The sequence below is a fragment of the Bradyrhizobium sp. CCBAU 051011 genome (genome assembly GCF_009930815.1).
Classification (GTDB): Bacteria; Pseudomonadota; Alphaproteobacteria; order Rhizobiales; family Xanthobacteraceae; genus Bradyrhizobium.
The window spans coordinates 4,109,789-4,126,117 of the sequence record NZ_CP022222.1 but is presented as its reverse complement, the minus strand read 5'-3'; the positions used below and the strand labels follow the sequence as shown (position 1 = coordinate 4,126,117).

Below are 16,329 nucleotides of genomic sequence, written 5' to 3'. Positions count from 1 at the left end.
TGGGATATCCATCACCTATGTTTTCCCAGGAACTTCAAAAACACGTCAAAAGAGGCCGATTTAGCTTATGAAAGCAGCGTTTCTTCCAGACCGGGGCGTGGTCAAGGTGAGCGGCGAGGATGCCCGCAACTTCCTCAACGGCCTCATCACCACCGACGTCTCGCTGCTGCAGCCCGGGCACGGCCGGTTCGGCGCGCTGTTGACGCCGCAGGGCAAGATCACGTTCGACTTCCTGATCACGGAAGCCCCGCCCGGCCATGGCGGCGGCTTCCTGATCGACGCGCCCCGCGCGCTGGCGCAGAACCTCACTGACAAGCTCGGCTTCTACAAGCTGCGCGCCAAGGTCGCGGTGGAGAACATCTCCGACAGCATGGGCGTGCTGGCGGCCTGGGACGGCGAACCCGCGATGAAGCCCGATCTGGCTTTTGCCGATCCGCGGCATGAAGCTCTCGGCTGGCGCATTCTCGTACCCGAAGATCTCAAGCAGAAGGTCGCCGACCTGATCGGCGCCGATCTCGTCGGCAGCGACGCCTACGAGGTGCATCGCATCGCGCTGGGCGTGCCGCGCGGCGGGCTCGATTTCATGTACAGCGACGCGTTCCCGCATGAGACCAACATGGACCGTCTGCACGGCGTCGATTTCGACAAGGGCTGCTATGTCGGCCAGGAAGTGGTGTCGCGGATGCAGCATCGTGGCACCGCGCGGACTCGGATCGTGCGGATCACGCTTGAAGATTTTTCACCTGAAACCGGTGTCGCCGTTCTCGGCGGCGACAAGCAGGTCGGCACCATGGGATCGACCGCCGGCGGCCACGGCCTCGCGCTGGTCCGGATCGATCGCGTTGCGGATGCGCTCGATGCCGGGCTTTCGTTGACTGCCGGCGGCCTTGCGATCCAGCTGACCGATCCGAACGAGATTCGCGTCCCGCCGAAGCAGACCGTCGCATGAGCAAATCTGCGCGCCTGCACCCTGACGGCAAGATTCGGTGCCCGTGGCCCGGCGAAGACCCGTTCTACATGGCCTACCACGACACCGAATGGGGCGTGCCCGAGTATGACGACCGTGCGCTGTACGAGAAGCTGATCCTCGACGGCTTCCAGGCCGGACTGTCGTGGATCACGATCCTGCGCAAGCGCGAAAACTTCCGCAAGGCATTCGACGATTTCCAACCCGAGAAGATCGCGCGCTACAGCGACAAGAAAATCCACGCCCTGATGAACGATGCCGGCATCGTGCGCAACCGCGCCAAGATCGAGGGCGCCGTCAACAGCGCCAAGGGCTATCTGAAGATCATGGAAGAAGGCGCGGGCTTCTCCAAATTCCTGTGGGACTTCGTCGACGGCAAGCCCGTCGTCAACCAGTTCAAGACCACCGCGAGCGTGCCGGCCTCGACGCCGCTCTCTGTCAAGATCTCCAAGGAGCTCGGCGCGCGCGGCTTCAAATTCGTCGGTCCGACCATCGTCTACGCCTTCATGCAGGCCACCGGCATGGTCAACGACCACCTGGTCACCTGCTTCTGCCACGAGATCTGCAGCGGCAAACTCCGCAAGCCCCGCCTCAAGGCCAAATGACGCCGCGAAAATCGTCCCAAGTCGCCACCCGGGCCTGGCAGCGGATGCTGTCGGGGCGGCGGCTCGACCTGCTCGACCCCTCCCCGCTCGATATCGAGATCGCCGACATCGCCCATGGCCTGGCGCGCGTGGCGCGCTGGAACGGGCAGACCAGCGGCGCGCATATTTTCTCTGTGGCGCAGCACACGCTATTGGTCGAAGCCGTGATGCGCGAGCAGATGCCGCGCGTCGATGCCCGCTTCCGCCTCGCCGCGATGCTCCACGACGCTCCCGAATATGTCATTGGCGACATGATTTCGCCGTTCAAGGCCGTGCTCGGCGGCGACTACAAGGTGGTGGAGAAACGGCTGCTGGCGGCGATCCATATTCGCTTCGGCCTGCCGCCGACGATCGCCGACGAAATCACCAAAGCCATCAAGGCGGCCGATCGTGGCGCGGCCTATCTCGAAGCCACCCATCTCGCAGGATTTTCGGTCAGTGAAGCAAAGCGCCTGTTCGGACGGGATCCCGGCCTGCCCGAGGCCACGGTGCGCGACTACCTGACGCCGTGGACCGCGGCCCGGGCAGAGAAGCAGTTTTTGGCACGATTTACGCTGCTGCTTGGCTGATCGCCGCCCGCAAACCTGCTTTCACCGCCCCACTCGCGAGCCTATAATTGCATAATTGTGCCAAAAGAAACCCACCAGGGAACGCTTCGCAGGATCACCATGCTTCACGTCTGTTCGCTTGCCGCACTTCCCGAGACCGTCAGGGCAACCGGCGCCAGCCACATTCTGACCGTGATGGCCAATGTCGATCAAGTGCTGCGCCCCGCTTCGATACTCGAGGCCAACCATCTAAGGGTGTCGATGGACGACATCACCGAACAGATGGATGGCTTTGTCGCGCCGTCGGAGCAGCACATCGAGAGGGTCTTGAACTTCGTCCGAGGCTGGGACCGCAGCGCGCCGATGGTGGTGCATTGCTATGCCGGCATCAGCCGCTCGACGGCGAGCGCCTTTGCCGCCGCCTGCGCGCTCAATCCGCACCGCGACGAGATCGAGATCGCCCGGCAAATTCGCGCCCGTTCGCCGATCGCTTCCCCTAACCGGCTGATCGTCAGCCTCGCCGACAGGGCGCTCGGGCGCGAGGGGCGGATGCTACGCGCGCTGGACGAAATGGGCCCGGGCAGCATGACGGTCGAAGGCCGGCCATTCCGGCTCGATCTGGAATAGAGCCTGTGCGCTCCTGCAGGATATGGCACGAAAATGCCATATCCTTTGCTGCGAAGCGTGCGACATTGCCTCACGGGCTTGATTTGAACTTTTAGCGGACAACGACGCACACAGGATTGCAACCGGGCTGCGGACGTGGCCGGTTAACGCTCTGACGCGCCCTCCTGGAGGCCCGATGTTCGACGACCCCTTCGTTTTCTTCGCGCTTGTGATCGCGATCGTCGCTTTGATTTTCGCGCGAAAGGCCATGAATCAGGTAGCGGAGTTGCGCCAGCGTCTGGGCGCGATCCAGACGGCGCCGGCGACCGCCGCCGCGCCCGTGCCTCCACCACTCACGCCATTTGAAGCATTCGAGCAGACCCTGCCGCCGGCTTCGACCGGGGCCACCGCTCCAACACCGCCACCCATTCTTCCCGAGGTCGAATCCATCGCGCCCGTTGCTCCCCCCGAGCTTCCGGCACAAGCCGCAGGCGGCGCGACGCCCCCGCCGCCACCGCTGCCGCAACCCGACCGCGGCTTCGAAGAAACGATCGGCACCCGCTGGGTGGTGTGGGTCGGCGGGCTGACGCTGGCGCTCGGTGGCTTCTTCATGGTCCGCTATTCGATCGAGGCGAACCTGCTCAGCAACGAAATCCGCACGGCACTCGGCGGTCTGTTCGCGCTGGCCCTGCTGTTGGCCGGCGAATGGACGCGCCGCAAGGAGAGCGTATCTTCCATTGCCGCGCTGCCGATTGCCAATATCCCGGCGATCCTGACCGCCGCCGGAACGGCCGTGGCGTTTGCCACGGTGTACGCAGCCTACGCGCTGTACGGCTTTCTGGTGCCCGCCACCGCGTTCATCATGCTCGGGCTGGTGGCGCTCGGCACGCTGGCCGCGGCGCTCCTGCATGGCCCGGCGCTCGCCGGCCTTGGCGTCGTCGGCGCCTTCGTGACGCCGGTCCTGGTCTCCTCCGGCAATGCCGATTACTGGGCACTCTACATCTATCTCGCCATCGTCACCGCTGCGGCCTTCGGCCTCGCACGCGTCAGGCTATGGCGCTGGCTCGCGGTCACCACCATCGTGTTTGCACTGCTCTGGACCTTCCCGTGCCTGCAGTGCGGCCCCTCGATGGTCGGGCCGCATGCGTTCCACGTCCTCGTCGGATTCATTCTCGCCGCGCTGCTCGTGGTGTGCGGTTTCATGTTCGGCCCGCCCGCCCATCAGGGCGAGGTCGAGCCGATCTCGTCCGGCTCGCTGGCGGCCTATTTGCTCGGCGCGACCCTCATCGTGCTGAACAGTTTCCATGCCGACACCGCGCTGATCGTGTTCGGCCTGCTGGTGGCCGGCAGCCTCGCGATTGCCTGGCGCAGTGATGCCGCCGCCGGTGCAGTCGGCGCCGCCGCCGCGCTGGTGTTCGTCGTGTTCGCCGAATGGGCCATTCGCGCCAATCCCGACATGCTGGTACTGCCCGGCGGCCCGCCGCAAGGCATCGGGCCGAACGTCACGGACGGATCGGTGTCGCTGCACCTGATCTCGGCCGCGATCTTCGCCACAGGCTTCGGCGTGGCGGGATTCCTCGCGCAGGGACGTTCGATGGGGCCGGTCATACCCGTGATCTGGTCGGCCGCGGCGGTGTTCACGCCGCTGGCGCTTCTGGTCGCGCTCTACGCCCGGATCGCTCATCTCGACCGCTCGATCCCGTTCGCGATCCTCGCCGTGATGCTGGCCGCGGCCTTTGCCGCCGCGACCGAGATCCTCTCTAAGCGCGAGGACCGTCCGGGATTGCCGGCCTCGATCGCGCTGTTTGCAACCGGCACGCTCGCCGCGCTCGCGCTGGCGCTAACCTTTGCGCTGGAGAAAGGCTGGCTGACGATTTCGTTGGCTTTGATGTCGGCAGGCACCGCCTGGATTTCGACACAGCGGCCGATTCCGTTCCTGCGCGCGCTCGCTGCCATCCTCGCCGGCATCGTGGTGCTGCGGATCGGCTACGAGCCCCGCATCGTAGGCCACGCTGTCGGCACCACGCCGATCTTCAACTGGCTGCTGTGGGGCTACGGCATTCCGGCGGCGTCGTTCTGGGCCGGCAGCATCTTCCTGCGCCGCGGCGGCGATGACGGGCCGCTGCGAACGGTGGAGGCGGCAGCGATCCTCTTCACGGTGCTGCTGGCATTCATGGAGATCCGCCACGCCGTCAACAATGGCGATGTGTACAAGCAGAGCGCCGGACTCACCGAAGTCGCGCTGCAGGTCTGCGTTACGTTGGCGATGGCGATCGGACTGGAGCGTCTGCGCATTCGCACCGGCAGCGTTATTCACAATGCCGGCGCGATCCTGCTCACGGCGTTTGCCGGCCTCGCGACCGTGTTCGGACTGCTGCTGCTGGATAACCCGATGCTGCGATGGATCGAAGTCGGCGGCGTCGTCATCAACCTCCTGCTGCTCGGCTACGCCCTGCCCGCCCTGCTCGCGCTGCTGTTGTCCTATGCGGTCGCGGGCCACCGTCCGGTCACCTACGCCAACACGATCGCGGGAGCGGCGCTCATTCTCGCGCTGGCCTATGTGACGTTCGAGATCAGGAGAATGTACCACGGCCCGGCGATCTCGGTCGGCCCAACCACCGGCGCGGAGCAGTACACCTATTCGATCGCGTATCTCGCGTTCGGCGTCATACTGCTCGGCGTCGGTATTCTCTTCAACTCGCAACGCGCACGCCTGGCGTCCGCGGTGGTGATCGGGCTGACGATCCTGAAAGCCTTCCTGATCGACATGTCGACACTGACCGGCGTCTATCGCGCGCTGTCGTTCATGTGCCTCGGCCTGGTGCTGGTGGCGATCGGTTGGCTGTACCAGCGGATCCTGTTCCGCAGGCAAGCGGCTGCGCCGCCGCCTGCGCCGGCTGCTTCCCCGGGAAGCTGATCAACCAGAGCGTTTTCAAGCGAAGTGGCAACCGGTTCGCGTTAAGAAAACGCGTCAAACCAAGAATCTGGAGCTCTGTTTCGATATCATCGAAACGGAGCTCTAGGCGGCGCGCACCGACTCGAGGAATTTGGCAACCTCGACCTTGAGACGGTTGCTGTCGCCCGACAGCAACTGCGCCGCCGAGAGAACGTGCGATGAGGCGGTCTCGGTTTCGGTTGCGCCGCGCTGCACGTCGGTGATGTTGGCGGAGACCATCTGCGTGCCTTGTGCCGCCTGCTGCACGTTGCGGGAGGTTTCCTGCGTGGCCGCGCCCTGCTCTTCCACGGCAGCCGCGATCGCCGAGGAAATTTCAGACAGCTTTGCGATCGTTCCCGATATCTCCTGGATGGCGTTCACCGAATCCTGTGTTGCCGCCTGGATGTCGGTGACCTGCTGGCCGATCTCGCCGGTCGCCTTCGCGGTCTGTTCGGCGAGCGCCTTAACTTCCGACGCAACGACCGCAAAGCCGCGGCCGGCTTCACCGGCGCGCGCCGCCTCGATCGTCGCGTTGAGGGCGAGCAGATTGGTCTGGCCGGCGATGGTATTGATCAGCTCGATCACGTCGCCGATGCGGGCAGCGGCTTTCGACAATTCGCCGACGCGATCGTTGGTCCTCGCGGCCTGATCCACCGCATCGCTCGCCATCCGCGCGGATTCCTGAACCTGCCGGCTGATCTCGTTGACGGAAGACGCCATCTCCTCGGTGGCGGATGCGACCGACTGCACGTTGGTGGAGGCCTCTTCCGAGGCTGCCGAGACCGTGGTGGCGAGCTCCTGCGCGCGCTCCGCGGTCGAGGTCAGCGTGCCTGCGGAAGCCTCGAGCTCGGTCGAGGCCGAGGAAACGGTTTCGACGATCTCGCCGATCATGGCTTCGAAATTCCGCGTGATGCCGTCGACGCGGCGGCCGCGCTCGATTTTGGCCTCGGCGTCGCGGGCAGCGGCTTCATCGGCTGCCTTCTTGGCGATCAGCGCATCCTTGAACACCTGCAAGGCGTCGGCCATGGCGCCGATTTCGGTCTTCTCGCCGCGGCGTGTCACTTCGGCGGACAGATCCCCGCTTCCGAGCGCCTGCATCGGCTTCACGATGGAAGTAATCCCGCGCGAGAGATCGCGAACCAGATACATGCCGACGCCGACTCCGCAGATGACGACGCCTGCGACAATGCCCAGGACGATCCAGAACGCGAAGTTATAACCTTCCGCGGCCTGCCTGATCGCGGTGTCCGCACCCGCATTGTTGAGGTTGATCGCCTTTTCCAGGAACGCATCGGATTCGGCGGCGATCACCGCAACCTTCTTGGAGATGGCCTCGCTCGCCTCATGCGGAATCCGCCCGATGCTCTGGCGCGACAGCTCGATGACTTCCTGAACGCCGGTGATGTACCTGTCCCAGGCACGCGCCCAGTTCTCGTAGATCGAGCGCTCTTCGGGAGTGGAGATCAACGGCTCGTAAGCCTTACGATCTTTCGCAATCCGCTCGAGGATTCCGGCCAGCCGCTTGTCGTTGGCGGCCTTCGCCTCCAGCGTTTCCGCCATCACGTGGGCGCGCAGCGCAACCCGGAACAGGTTGATGTCGGCGCGCAGCTCGCCAAGCACGCGGACGCTCGGCAGCCAGCTCGTGGCGATCTCCACCGTGTGGGCGTTAATCACCTGCATGCTGCGGATTGCCAGCAGCCCCATGCCGGACATTGCGATCAGCATGAATGCGATCACGGCGATGACCTTGGCGCGAATGGAAAGTGCGGACATGGCTGGCTCTCTCAAGCGTTGGAGACAGGCGCCGCTGAATTATGAGGAACTGCCGTCTAATCTTCGATGCGCCGGGAATATTCGGCAGCCGTAACGCATCATCTTCCAAGCGATGGTTAACCGGAAGCTCAGTAAAATTACCCGGATGCGTAAAACTACCTGGATACAAGCGCCGTCGCGATGAGGTGCTAACCGACGGATTCGGCGACAAGCCGGATTCTGAATACCGGCTTCTTGGCTTCGTCCAGAAGCTCCATCTGCCATTCGGCGTTCTGTTTGAGGCTGCGTGAAAGGCTGCCGAGAAGGTTGCCGCAAACCTTGGTCATTTCGGACCAGGCAGCCTCGCGGCTTTCAAATTCGGACCCCTGATCAGACGCGCCGGTGTAGCGACCGTGGCTGATCCGAAAAAAATACAGCGGCATGATTGTTCTCATGTGTTGGACCGCCCCGGCCTTCCCCTGCCGGCCACCACTTCGAACGAGATTCGCTACCAGGACATGAATGCGCCAGCCCGTATGACTACGGGTTCGCATTAGCCAATTAGGTGGGGGATGGTAGATGATCCGCCGGCTGCGCTATGGCCTCCGCGGGGCGGCCGGTCCGCCGTCCCGGTTGCTGCGTGTCAATCGGTCGAGCGGCGCAGCTCCGGCGCGCCCTCGGCCTTGGCCGGCTCCGCCTTCGGCTCGGACTTCACCGGCTCGAGCTTGGCACTCTCGACCGCGGGCGTTTCGACCCGTGCGGTGACCTCGGCGCGTGCATCCGCCGCTCCACGCGACGGCTCCTCCCGGCGATGCAGCGAGCGCGGCCGCGCAACCGAGCGCGCCATCAGCATCTGCGAGGCGCCCTGATGGCGGAAATCGCAATACGCGAAGCCCATGCCCGAGACAGAACCGCGGAACGAACGGTCGTCACGCTTGTCGAGATTGAAGCATGGCTCGAACGGCAGCCCCTTGATGGAAGCGCAGACGGCCTGGCCGCGAATCTGCAGCGTGTTACCGGGCAGGCGGACATGGCGGATCGGCCCCGAGCCGCTGAACTGGATGGAACCGGCCGCGCCGAGATCGTCGAGGATGCGGCCCGCTCCGCGGGTGCCGTCAAAGCAGGTAAAGGCGAAGACCTTGCCGGATACGAACCTGCGCGCCTCGTCGGCGTTCATCATCCCGGCCATCGCAGGAACGATCATCGCGACTGCCGCGACGGCCCCCAGAATCAAACGCGCAAGCATGCAGCTACTCCAACTTAACAATAGCGCGGGCGCCCGCCTTTACCCCGTGCTTACCATACCAACCGTGGCAACATTGGAGCACGTTGGTTGGTAAAGTCTGAACACCCTTAGAGAATTTTTACCACGATTCGACCGCGGACCTTGCCTGCGAGGATTTCAGCGCCTGCGCCGATCACCTGGTCCAGACCTATTTCGTGAGTAATATCAGCTAGTTTACCCTTATCCAAATCGCTGGCAAGACGGTTCCAGGCAAGCTTGCGCTGCTCGATCGGACACATCACGGAATCGATGCCGAGAAGGCACACCCCACGTAAAATAAACGGCGCGACCGACGACGGTAAATCCATGCCCGCCGCGAGGCCGCACGCGGCGATGGCGCCGCCATATTTGGTCATCGAAAGCAGGTTGGCGAGCGTGGTCGAGCCGACGCTGTCGACGCCGCCCGCCCAACGCTCCTTTGCCAGCGGTTTGGCGGGCCCGGCGAGTTCAGCGCGATCGATGACCTCGGCGGCGCCGAGCCCCTTGAGATAGTCCGCTTCCGACATCCGCCCCGTGGAAGCGATGACGTGGTAGCCGAGTTTCGAAAGCACGGCGGTAGCGACCGAGCCGACGCCGCCGGCAGCGCCCGTCACCACAACCGGACCACTCTTCGGCGTCAGACCGTGCTTCTCCAGCGCCAGCACCGACAGCATCGCGGTGTAGCCGGCGGTGCCGATCGCCATCGCATCGCGCGTGGAGATTCCGTCAGGCAGTCGCACCAGCCAGTCACCCTTGACGCGCGCCTTCTCGGCATAGGCGCCGAGATGGGTCTCCCCCATGCCCCAGCCGTTGCAGACGACCTTGTCGCCAGCCTGCCACGCGGGGTGAGAGGATTGCTGGACGGTGCCGGCGAAATCGATACCGGCGATCATCGGGAATCGTCGTACCACCGGCGCCTTGCCGGTGACGGCAAGGCCATCCTTGTAGTTCAGCGTCGACCACTCGACCGCGACCGTGACGTCGCCTTCCATCAACTCGGCTTCGTCGAACTGCGTCAGCGCGGCGGTGGTGCCCTTGTCCGCCTTGTCGATCCTGATGGCCTTGAACGTTCCCACGGCAACCTCCCCGGACTTGCGTTGATCGCCCGCGTCATGGCCGGGCTTGTCCCGGCCATCCACGTCTTGCTTGCCGAAGACAGTAATGACGTGGATGCCCGGGACAAGCCCGGGCATGACGAAAAGCGGTTTGAGAGGCTGTTTACCGCATCAGGCGGGTTGTGCAACCGGGCGCGCGACCGGCTGCTCGACGATCGGCAGGTTGATCAGCGCCGACAGCACACCGAACAGGATCGAGAGCCACCAGATCGGCGTGTAGGAGCCGAACTGCTCGAATACAATGCCGCCGAGCCAGACGCCGAGGAAACCGCCGACCTGATGGCTGACAAAGGCGAAGCCATACAGCGTCGCGAACCAGCGCGTGCCGAACATCAGCGCCACCAGCGCCGAGGTCGGCGGCACCGTCGAGAGCCAGGTCAGGCCGGAGACCGCGCCGAACATGATCGCCGAGAATGTCGTGATCGGAAACGAGATGAATGCGACGATGGCAAGCGCGCGCGTCAAATAGATCAGCGACAGGATATAGCGCTTCGGAAACAGATTCTGTAGCCAGCCGACGCCGAGCGAGCCGATGATGTTGAACAGGCCGATCGCCGCGACAACCCAGCCGCCGGTCTGTGACGACACGCCCTGATCGGCCAGATAGGCCGGCAGATGCACCGTGATGAAGGCGAGTTGAAAGCCGCAGGTAAAGAAGCCCAGCACCAGCAGAACATAGGAGCGATGGCCGAACGCTTCCGCCAGCGCGGTCTTGAACGATTGCTGATCGGCGGCAGAAACGTTCGACGACGACGAAGTCGACGGCGGGGTCGCAATCGCCAGCGACAGCGGCACGATCAACAGCATCAGAAGCGCAAATACCGTCAGCGCCGCCTGCCAGCCGAAATTGTCGATCATGGCGACGCCAAACGGCGCGAACAGGAACTGGCCGAATGAGCCCGCCGCGGTGCCGGCGCCGAGCGCAATGCCGCGCCGCTCCGGTGGCAAAAGCTTGCTGAACGCCGACAGCACGAGATTGAACGAACAGCCCGACAGCCCGAAGCCGATCAGGACGCCGGCGCCGATATCGAGCGACAGCGGCGCCGTGGAGTAGCGCATCAGGATTAGGCCGCCGGCATAGAGCAACGCGCCGACGATCATCACCCGCAGGATGCCGAAGCGATCGGCGATGGCGCCTGCAATCGGCTGCCCCAGCCCCCACAACAGGTTCTGCAGCGCCAGCGCAAGACCGAAGACGTCGCGGCCCCAGGCGAACTCGCGGCTCATCGGCTGAACGAAGAAACCGAGGCTGGAGCGCGGCCCGAAGCTCAACAGCGCGATCGCGCAGCCGCAAATGATGATGACGAGCGGCGTGCGCCAGGTGCCGAGGCCGGAAGAAGGACTGGTGTCGCCGGTCGTTGCAGCCATTTGGTTTCCCCCTGGGCGAACCCACGCCCGGCATTGGCGGGCAAAATGTTACGGTGAGTTAATGCAGATGCATGAAAAGCCCAAGGGGCGGAAGAGAAAAATTTTCCGCTGCAGGGCAGCTCTGCAAAATTGGCGAGGGCAATGAGAGCAATTGGGGATGTAGCGGTAGCCCGGATGGAGCGAAGCGCAATCCGGGGGCGATCTCACGTGTAGAGCGACCGTTCCCGGATTTCGCTACGCTACATCCGGGCTACAAGGACGACGGTTTGCCTACCGCTTCACGCTGGCCTGCTCGGCCGAGCTTTGCGCGGCTTCGGCGAGCTTGGCGGAGATGGCGGCGGTCTCGGCGGCGCTGCCCCAGCTCGGCGCATCACTGCCATTGCCCCACGCACGCGGCCGATAGAAGGTATGTACGCCGGTCTTGTACATCTTCCTCATTTCATTGACCCAGGACGGGCGCACCCAATAGGCGTGATAGTGCGTCGACTTGTCGACCTCCGGCAGCCAGAGCTGGCCGTCGAGCATCGCCTTCGCGATCTTCTTCGCCCGCTCCCACATGTCGGGCTCGCGGATGACGTCCTTGTTGTTGTCGCAAGCGAAGGTGAACTGGCACGCCAGATGGCGGTGTTTGTTCTGATAGACGACGCCGCACACGGTGTCCGGATATTTGCCGGAGAAGGCGCGGTTCAAGACTACCTGCGCCACTGCCATCTGGCCGCGCACGGCTTCGCCGCGGGCTTCGAAATAGATCGCTTCGGCCAGACATTTCTCCGACTTGGCGCGCGACTTCTCGTCGAACAGGCCGAGCCGTTCGGCCGGCGTCTTGGCGCGCTGGTTGTCGGCGTTGACCTCGCCCTTCGGCGCGACGCTCTCGCCCATCTCGCCGGCCCGCACCGGACCATCGGCATCGACCGGCAGCGAGGCCATCACCTTCATGTCGGGATCGGGAGGCGTAACCGGCATGACGATGACCGGCTCTTCGCCGGGCTGCCAGCGTTCGATGCTCTCGGGCGAGCCGAGCGACGAACCGAAGAACAGGCTTGAGGTCTTGAAGGAAAAACCATCGCGCGGTGGCGTGGCCGCCTTCGGCGCGATCTTGAGATCGTCCTGCGGTTTGCTCTCGAGCGACAGCGACATATCCAGCGGCGGCGCGTTCAGCGCGGCCTGCAGCTCAGGATCGAGCGGCGCGCGCTCGACCGGAGGCGCCGTTTCGGCAGTCCTGGCGCCCTTGACCAATGCATTCGAGCTTGCGGGATCCTCGATCGCCGGTGCGCGCTCGGCCGGGCTTGTCGTCTCCGCTGCCGGCGGCGGCGGCGCGATGACGAGGCGGTCGCCCTTCAGCGTGCGATCTACCTTGGGAAAGTCGGCGGCGTGATAGCGCGGCGGCGGCGCGACGATCGGATTGCGGGTCACTGAACCCGTGATGTCGATGCCCTGATTGTCGAGGCTGGCAAGGCGGTAGGTCGCGGTTTGCGGCGAGGAGGTTCCAATCGGACGGCCGAAGGAGAACGTCGCGACCTGTATAGTGCCGGTGGAAGAGAACACGCGCTTCTGCCAGCGCTCGGCGACGCCCGGCTGGCGCGCCAGCAGCGAGGCGATATCCTGATATCCGATCTCGGTCGGCATCAATGCGAAGATGCAGAGACCGAAGCCGAAGAGCGCGAACCGCGCGCCCTTCGGCTGGTTACGCAACACAAACATTGTACGCTCACGCAACGCTTACACGGGTCGAACGTCAGTACATCCGTGCAATTCGACCTCTTTTGTTGGTATCGAATTTAGGTTGCCGGGGAGTTAATCGGCGTGGCGCGTGCGCTACACGCAAGACATCGCACGAATTTTGCGAGATGCATGAGAAGTGTTGGTAAACAGGCGCGCGATGAAAGTGGTAAATATCCCGTCAACGAAGATGATGAAGAAATTTTCGCGCATGCGTGCGTGCGCTTGCGTTCATCGCAATGGGTGTTGCGAGTTCCTATTCACTCCATCGTGCTGAAGCCGTCATTGCGAGGAGGAAGCGACGAAGCAATCCATCTATCCGTTATGCCGCGCTATGGATTGCTTCGCGGAGCCTGTCATCGGGCGGCGCTTCGCGCCGACCCGTTGGCTCGCAATGACGGCTGCATAAAACGCTAATGCCCGGGATTGGGCCCGGGCATTAGGTCGTATTGAGTTATCGGTATCGAAGAAGGCTTACGCCTGGCTCACCACCGTCTTACCGAGCGCGGCCTGCGCCGCGGCGAGACGGGCGATCGGCACGCGGTAGGGCGAGCACGAGACGTAGTCGAGCCCGATCTCGTGGCAGAACGCCACCGAGGCGGGGTCGCCGCCGTGCTCGCCGCAAATGCCGACCTTGAGATTGGGCCGGGTCTTGCGGCCGCGGGTGACGCCGATCTTCACGAGTTCGCCGACGCCGTCGCGATCGACCGAGATGAACGGATCGATCTCCAGAATCCCCTTGCTGACATAGGTGCCGAGGAAGCTTGCGGCGTCGTCGCGGCTGATGCCGTAAGTGGTCTGGGTCAGATCGTTGGTGCCGAAGGAGAAGAACTCCGCGGTCTGCGCCACGTCGCCGGCCATCAGGCACGCGCGCGGCAGCTCGATCATGGTGCCGACCTGATAGGCGAGCTTCTTGCCGGTCTCCTTCATCACCGACTGCGCGGTGGCGTCGATGCGCGCCTTGACCAGGTCGAACTCGGCCTTGGTCGCGATCAGCGGCACCATCACCTCGAGGCCGACGGCCTTGCCGGTACGCTTCTCGGCTTCGACCGCGGCTTCGAAGATCGCGCGCGCCTGCATCTCGGCGATCTCGGGATACGCGATCGCAAGACGGCAACCGCGGAAGCCGAGCATCGGGTTGAACTCGGCAAGATCGCGGGCACGATCGGCGAGCTTGCGCGGATCGGTGTTCATCGCGCGCGCGACTTCCTCGATCTCGGCCTGGGTGTGCGGCAGGAACTCGTGCAACGGCGGATCGAGCAGACGGATCGTGACCGGCAGCCCCTTCATGATCTCGAACAGTTCGACGAAGTCCGCGCGCTGCATCGGCAACAGCTTCGACAATGCGGCGCGGCGCGACTGCTCGTCTTCGGAGAGGATCATCTCGCGCACGGTGCGGATGCGGGTCTCCTCGAAGAACATGTGCTCGGTGCGGCACAGGCCGATGCCTTCGGCGCCGAACTTGACTGCGGTGCGCGCATCGTCGGGCGTATCGCCGTTGACGCGAACGCCGAGCTTGCGGACGGCGTCGGCCCAACCCATCAGCGTGCCGAACTCGCCCGACAGCTTCGGCTCGATCATCGGCATCTTGCCGGCCAGCACCTGGCCGAGCGAACCGTCGATGGTAATGACGTCGCCGGTCTTGAAGGTGCGCGAGCCGACGCTCATGGTGCCGCGGCCGTAATCGACGCGGATGGCGCCGCAGCCGGAGACGCAGGGCTTGCCCATGCCGCGCGCGACCACGGCGGCGTGCGAGGTCATGCCGCCACGCGTGGTGAGGATGCCCTCTGCAGCGTGCATGCCGTGAATGTCTTCCGGGCTGGTTTCGACGCGCACCAGAATGACGTTGCGGCCGTCGGCCTGCAGCTTGGCGGCCTCATCGGATGAGAACACGATCTCGCCCGATGCGGCGCCGGGCGAAGCCGGCAGGCCAGTCGCAATCACGTCGCGCTTGGCCTGGGGATCGATGGTCGGGTGCAGCAACTGATCCAGCGACGCCGGATCGATCCGCATCACCGCATCCTTCTTCGAGATCAGGCCCTCATTGGCGAGCTCGACCGCGATGCGCAGCGCCGCCTTCGCAGTGCGCTTGCCGCCGCGGGTCTGCAGCATCCACAACTTGCCCTGCTCGACCGTGAACTCCATGTCCTGCATGTCGCGGTAGTGCTTTTCGAGCATCGTGTAGATGCGCGTCAGTTCCTTGAACGCCTCCGGCATCGCGCTTTCCATCGATGCCTTGTCGGAGCCGGATTCCTGACGCGCTTCCTCGGTGATGTCCTGCGGCGTGCGGATGCCCGCCACCACGTCCTCGCCCTGCGCGTTGATCAGGAATTCGCCGTAGAGCTTGCTCTCGCCGGTCGAGGGATTGCGCGTGAACGCGACGCCGGTCGCCGACGTCTCGCCCATGTTGCCGAACACCATGGCCTGTATGTTGACGGCCGTGCCCCAGGATTCCGGAATATCGTGCAGCTTGCGGTAGGTCACCGCGCGCGCGTTCATCCAGGATGAAAACACCGCGCCGATCGCGCCCCACAATTGCTCGTGCGGATCTTGCGGGAAATCCTTGCCGGTCTCGCGCGCCACCGCTTCCTTGTACTTGCCGACCAGTTCGACCCAGTCGTCGCCGGACAGATCGGTGTCGAGCGTGTAGCCCTGGCTGTCCTTGAAGGTGTCGAGGATGTCCTCGAAGTGATGATGCTCGAAGCCGAGCACCACATCCGAATACATCGTGATGAAGCGGCGATAGCTGTCATAGGCAAAACGCCGATCGCCGGAGAGCTCGGCGAGCGCTTCGACCGTCTTGTCGTTGAGACCGAGGTTGAGCACGGTATCCATCATGCCCGGCATCGAGGCGCGGCCGCCGGAGCGGACCGACACCAGCAGCGGATTCTTGGAATCGCCGAACGCTTTGCCGGTCAGCTTGCCGACGTGATCGAGCGCCTTCTCGACCTGCGCCTTCAGCGCGGGCGGATAGGATTTGTCGTGCGCGTAGAAATAGGTGCAGACCGAGGTTGGAATGGTGAAGCCCGGAGGCACCGGCAGGCCGAGATTGGCCATCTCGGCGAGGTTGGCGCCCTTGCCGCCAAGCAGGTCGCGCAGGCCCGCTTTGCCCTCTGCCTTGCCGTCCCCGAACGTATAGACCCACTTGCCGGATTTTACCGTTTCGGGGGCAGCCGCGCGGACCGCAGCCTTTTTGGGGGCCTTGGCCTTGGCGACCGGCTTGGCCGGGGCCTTGTTCAGCGCCTTGCGGGCCGAAGCCTGCGGCACGGCCTTGGATCGGGCGGATGGCTTTGATTTCGCTACAGATTTCACTGCAGCCTTCTTGGACTTCGCGACGGCTTTGGCCATGGATTCCAACTATCCGAAAAAGGGAGAAGATTGCGCGCCTTACACCATTTTGAGGGGTTCCGC

The 16,329-nt window shown here is 64.1% G+C and carries 13 protein-coding genes; 6 read left to right on the top strand and 7 right to left on the bottom strand.

What is annotated here, in order from left to right; translation table 11 throughout:
* The first annotated feature begins 67 nt into the window (after positions 1–67).
* From ACH79_RS19465 to ACH79_RS19445, 5 genes are all read left to right on the top strand, one after another.
* Positions 68–949, top strand: coding sequence for a folate-binding protein YgfZ (locus ACH79_RS19465; protein WP_161852442.1), 882 nt, complete (start codon positions 68–70; stop codon positions 947–949).
* Positions 946–1,572, top strand: a complete 627-nt coding sequence (locus ACH79_RS19460; protein WP_161852441.1) for a DNA-3-methyladenine glycosylase I — start codon at positions 946–948, stop codon at positions 1,570–1,572. The genes ACH79_RS19465 and ACH79_RS19460 overlap by 4 nt, the downstream gene beginning before the upstream one ends.
* Positions 1,569–2,180: a YfbR-like 5'-deoxynucleotidase gene (locus tag ACH79_RS19455; RefSeq protein ID WP_161852440.1), complete on the top strand. Its 612-nt coding sequence runs from the start codon at positions 1,569–1,571 to the stop codon at positions 2,178–2,180. The genes ACH79_RS19460 and ACH79_RS19455 overlap by 4 nt, the downstream gene beginning before the upstream one ends.
* A gap of 99 nt (positions 2,181–2,279) precedes the next feature.
* A complete protein-coding gene (locus ACH79_RS19450; RefSeq protein ID WP_161852439.1) occupies positions 2,280–2,786 on the top strand; it encodes a tyrosine phosphatase family protein in 507 nt (168 codons plus the stop codon).
* Positions 2,787–2,961: 175 nt separating this feature from the next.
* Positions 2,962–5,682 carry a DUF2339 domain-containing protein gene (locus ACH79_RS19445; RefSeq protein ID WP_161852438.1) on the top strand — a complete coding sequence of 907 codons (2,721 nt, stop codon included), beginning with the start codon at positions 2,962–2,964 and terminating at the stop codon, positions 5,680–5,682.
* Between the two features lie 102 nt (positions 5,683–5,784).
* On the opposite strand, the gene ACH79_RS19440 is transcribed toward ACH79_RS19445, so the two are convergent.
* The 6 genes from ACH79_RS19440 to ACH79_RS19415 form a co-directional block, all read right to left on the bottom strand.
* Positions 5,785–7,473 (bottom strand): methyl-accepting chemotaxis protein, encoded by a 1,689-nt coding sequence (locus tag ACH79_RS19440; RefSeq protein ID WP_161852437.1) that lies wholly within the window; start codon positions 7,471–7,473, stop codon positions 5,785–5,787.
* Between the two features lie 188 nt (positions 7,474–7,661).
* A complete protein-coding gene (locus ACH79_RS19435; protein WP_161852436.1) occupies positions 7,662–7,895 on the bottom strand; it encodes a hypothetical protein in 234 nt (77 codons plus the stop codon).
* A gap of 200 nt (positions 7,896–8,095) precedes the next feature.
* Positions 8,096–8,698: a hypothetical protein gene (locus ACH79_RS19430; protein ID WP_161852435.1), complete on the bottom strand. Its 603-nt coding sequence runs from the start codon at positions 8,696–8,698 to the stop codon at positions 8,096–8,098.
* Between the two features lie 107 nt (positions 8,699–8,805).
* Complete coding sequence (locus tag ACH79_RS19425) at positions 8,806–9,792, bottom strand: MDR family oxidoreductase (protein WP_161856448.1); 987 nt, start codon at positions 9,790–9,792, stop codon at positions 8,806–8,808.
* Positions 9,793–9,942: 150 nt separating this feature from the next.
* Positions 9,943–11,199, bottom strand: coding sequence for an MFS transporter (locus tag ACH79_RS19420; protein WP_161852434.1), 1,257 nt, complete (start codon positions 11,197–11,199; stop codon positions 9,943–9,945).
* Positions 11,200–11,469: 270 nt separating this feature from the next.
* The gene (locus tag ACH79_RS19415) at positions 11,470–12,900 is read right to left on the bottom strand and encodes a cell wall hydrolase (RefSeq protein WP_161852433.1); all 1,431 of its coding nucleotides are present in this window, start codon (positions 12,898–12,900) and stop codon (positions 11,470–11,472) included.
* A 150-nt stretch (positions 12,901–13,050) separates the two neighbouring features.
* Here ACH79_RS19415 and ACH79_RS19410 point away from each other — a divergent pair, with 150 nt between their 5' ends.
* A complete protein-coding gene (locus tag ACH79_RS19410) occupies positions 13,051–13,335 on the top strand; it encodes a hypothetical protein (RefSeq protein WP_161852432.1) in 285 nt (94 codons plus the stop codon).
* A gap of 57 nt (positions 13,336–13,392) precedes the next feature.
* Here ACH79_RS19410 and ppdK read toward each other — a convergent pair whose 3' ends face one another.
* Entirely contained in the window at positions 13,393–16,266 is a 2,874-nt protein-coding gene (ppdK, locus tag ACH79_RS19405) for a pyruvate, phosphate dikinase (RefSeq protein ID WP_161852431.1), read from the bottom strand.
* Positions 16,267–16,329 lie beyond the last annotated feature (63 nt).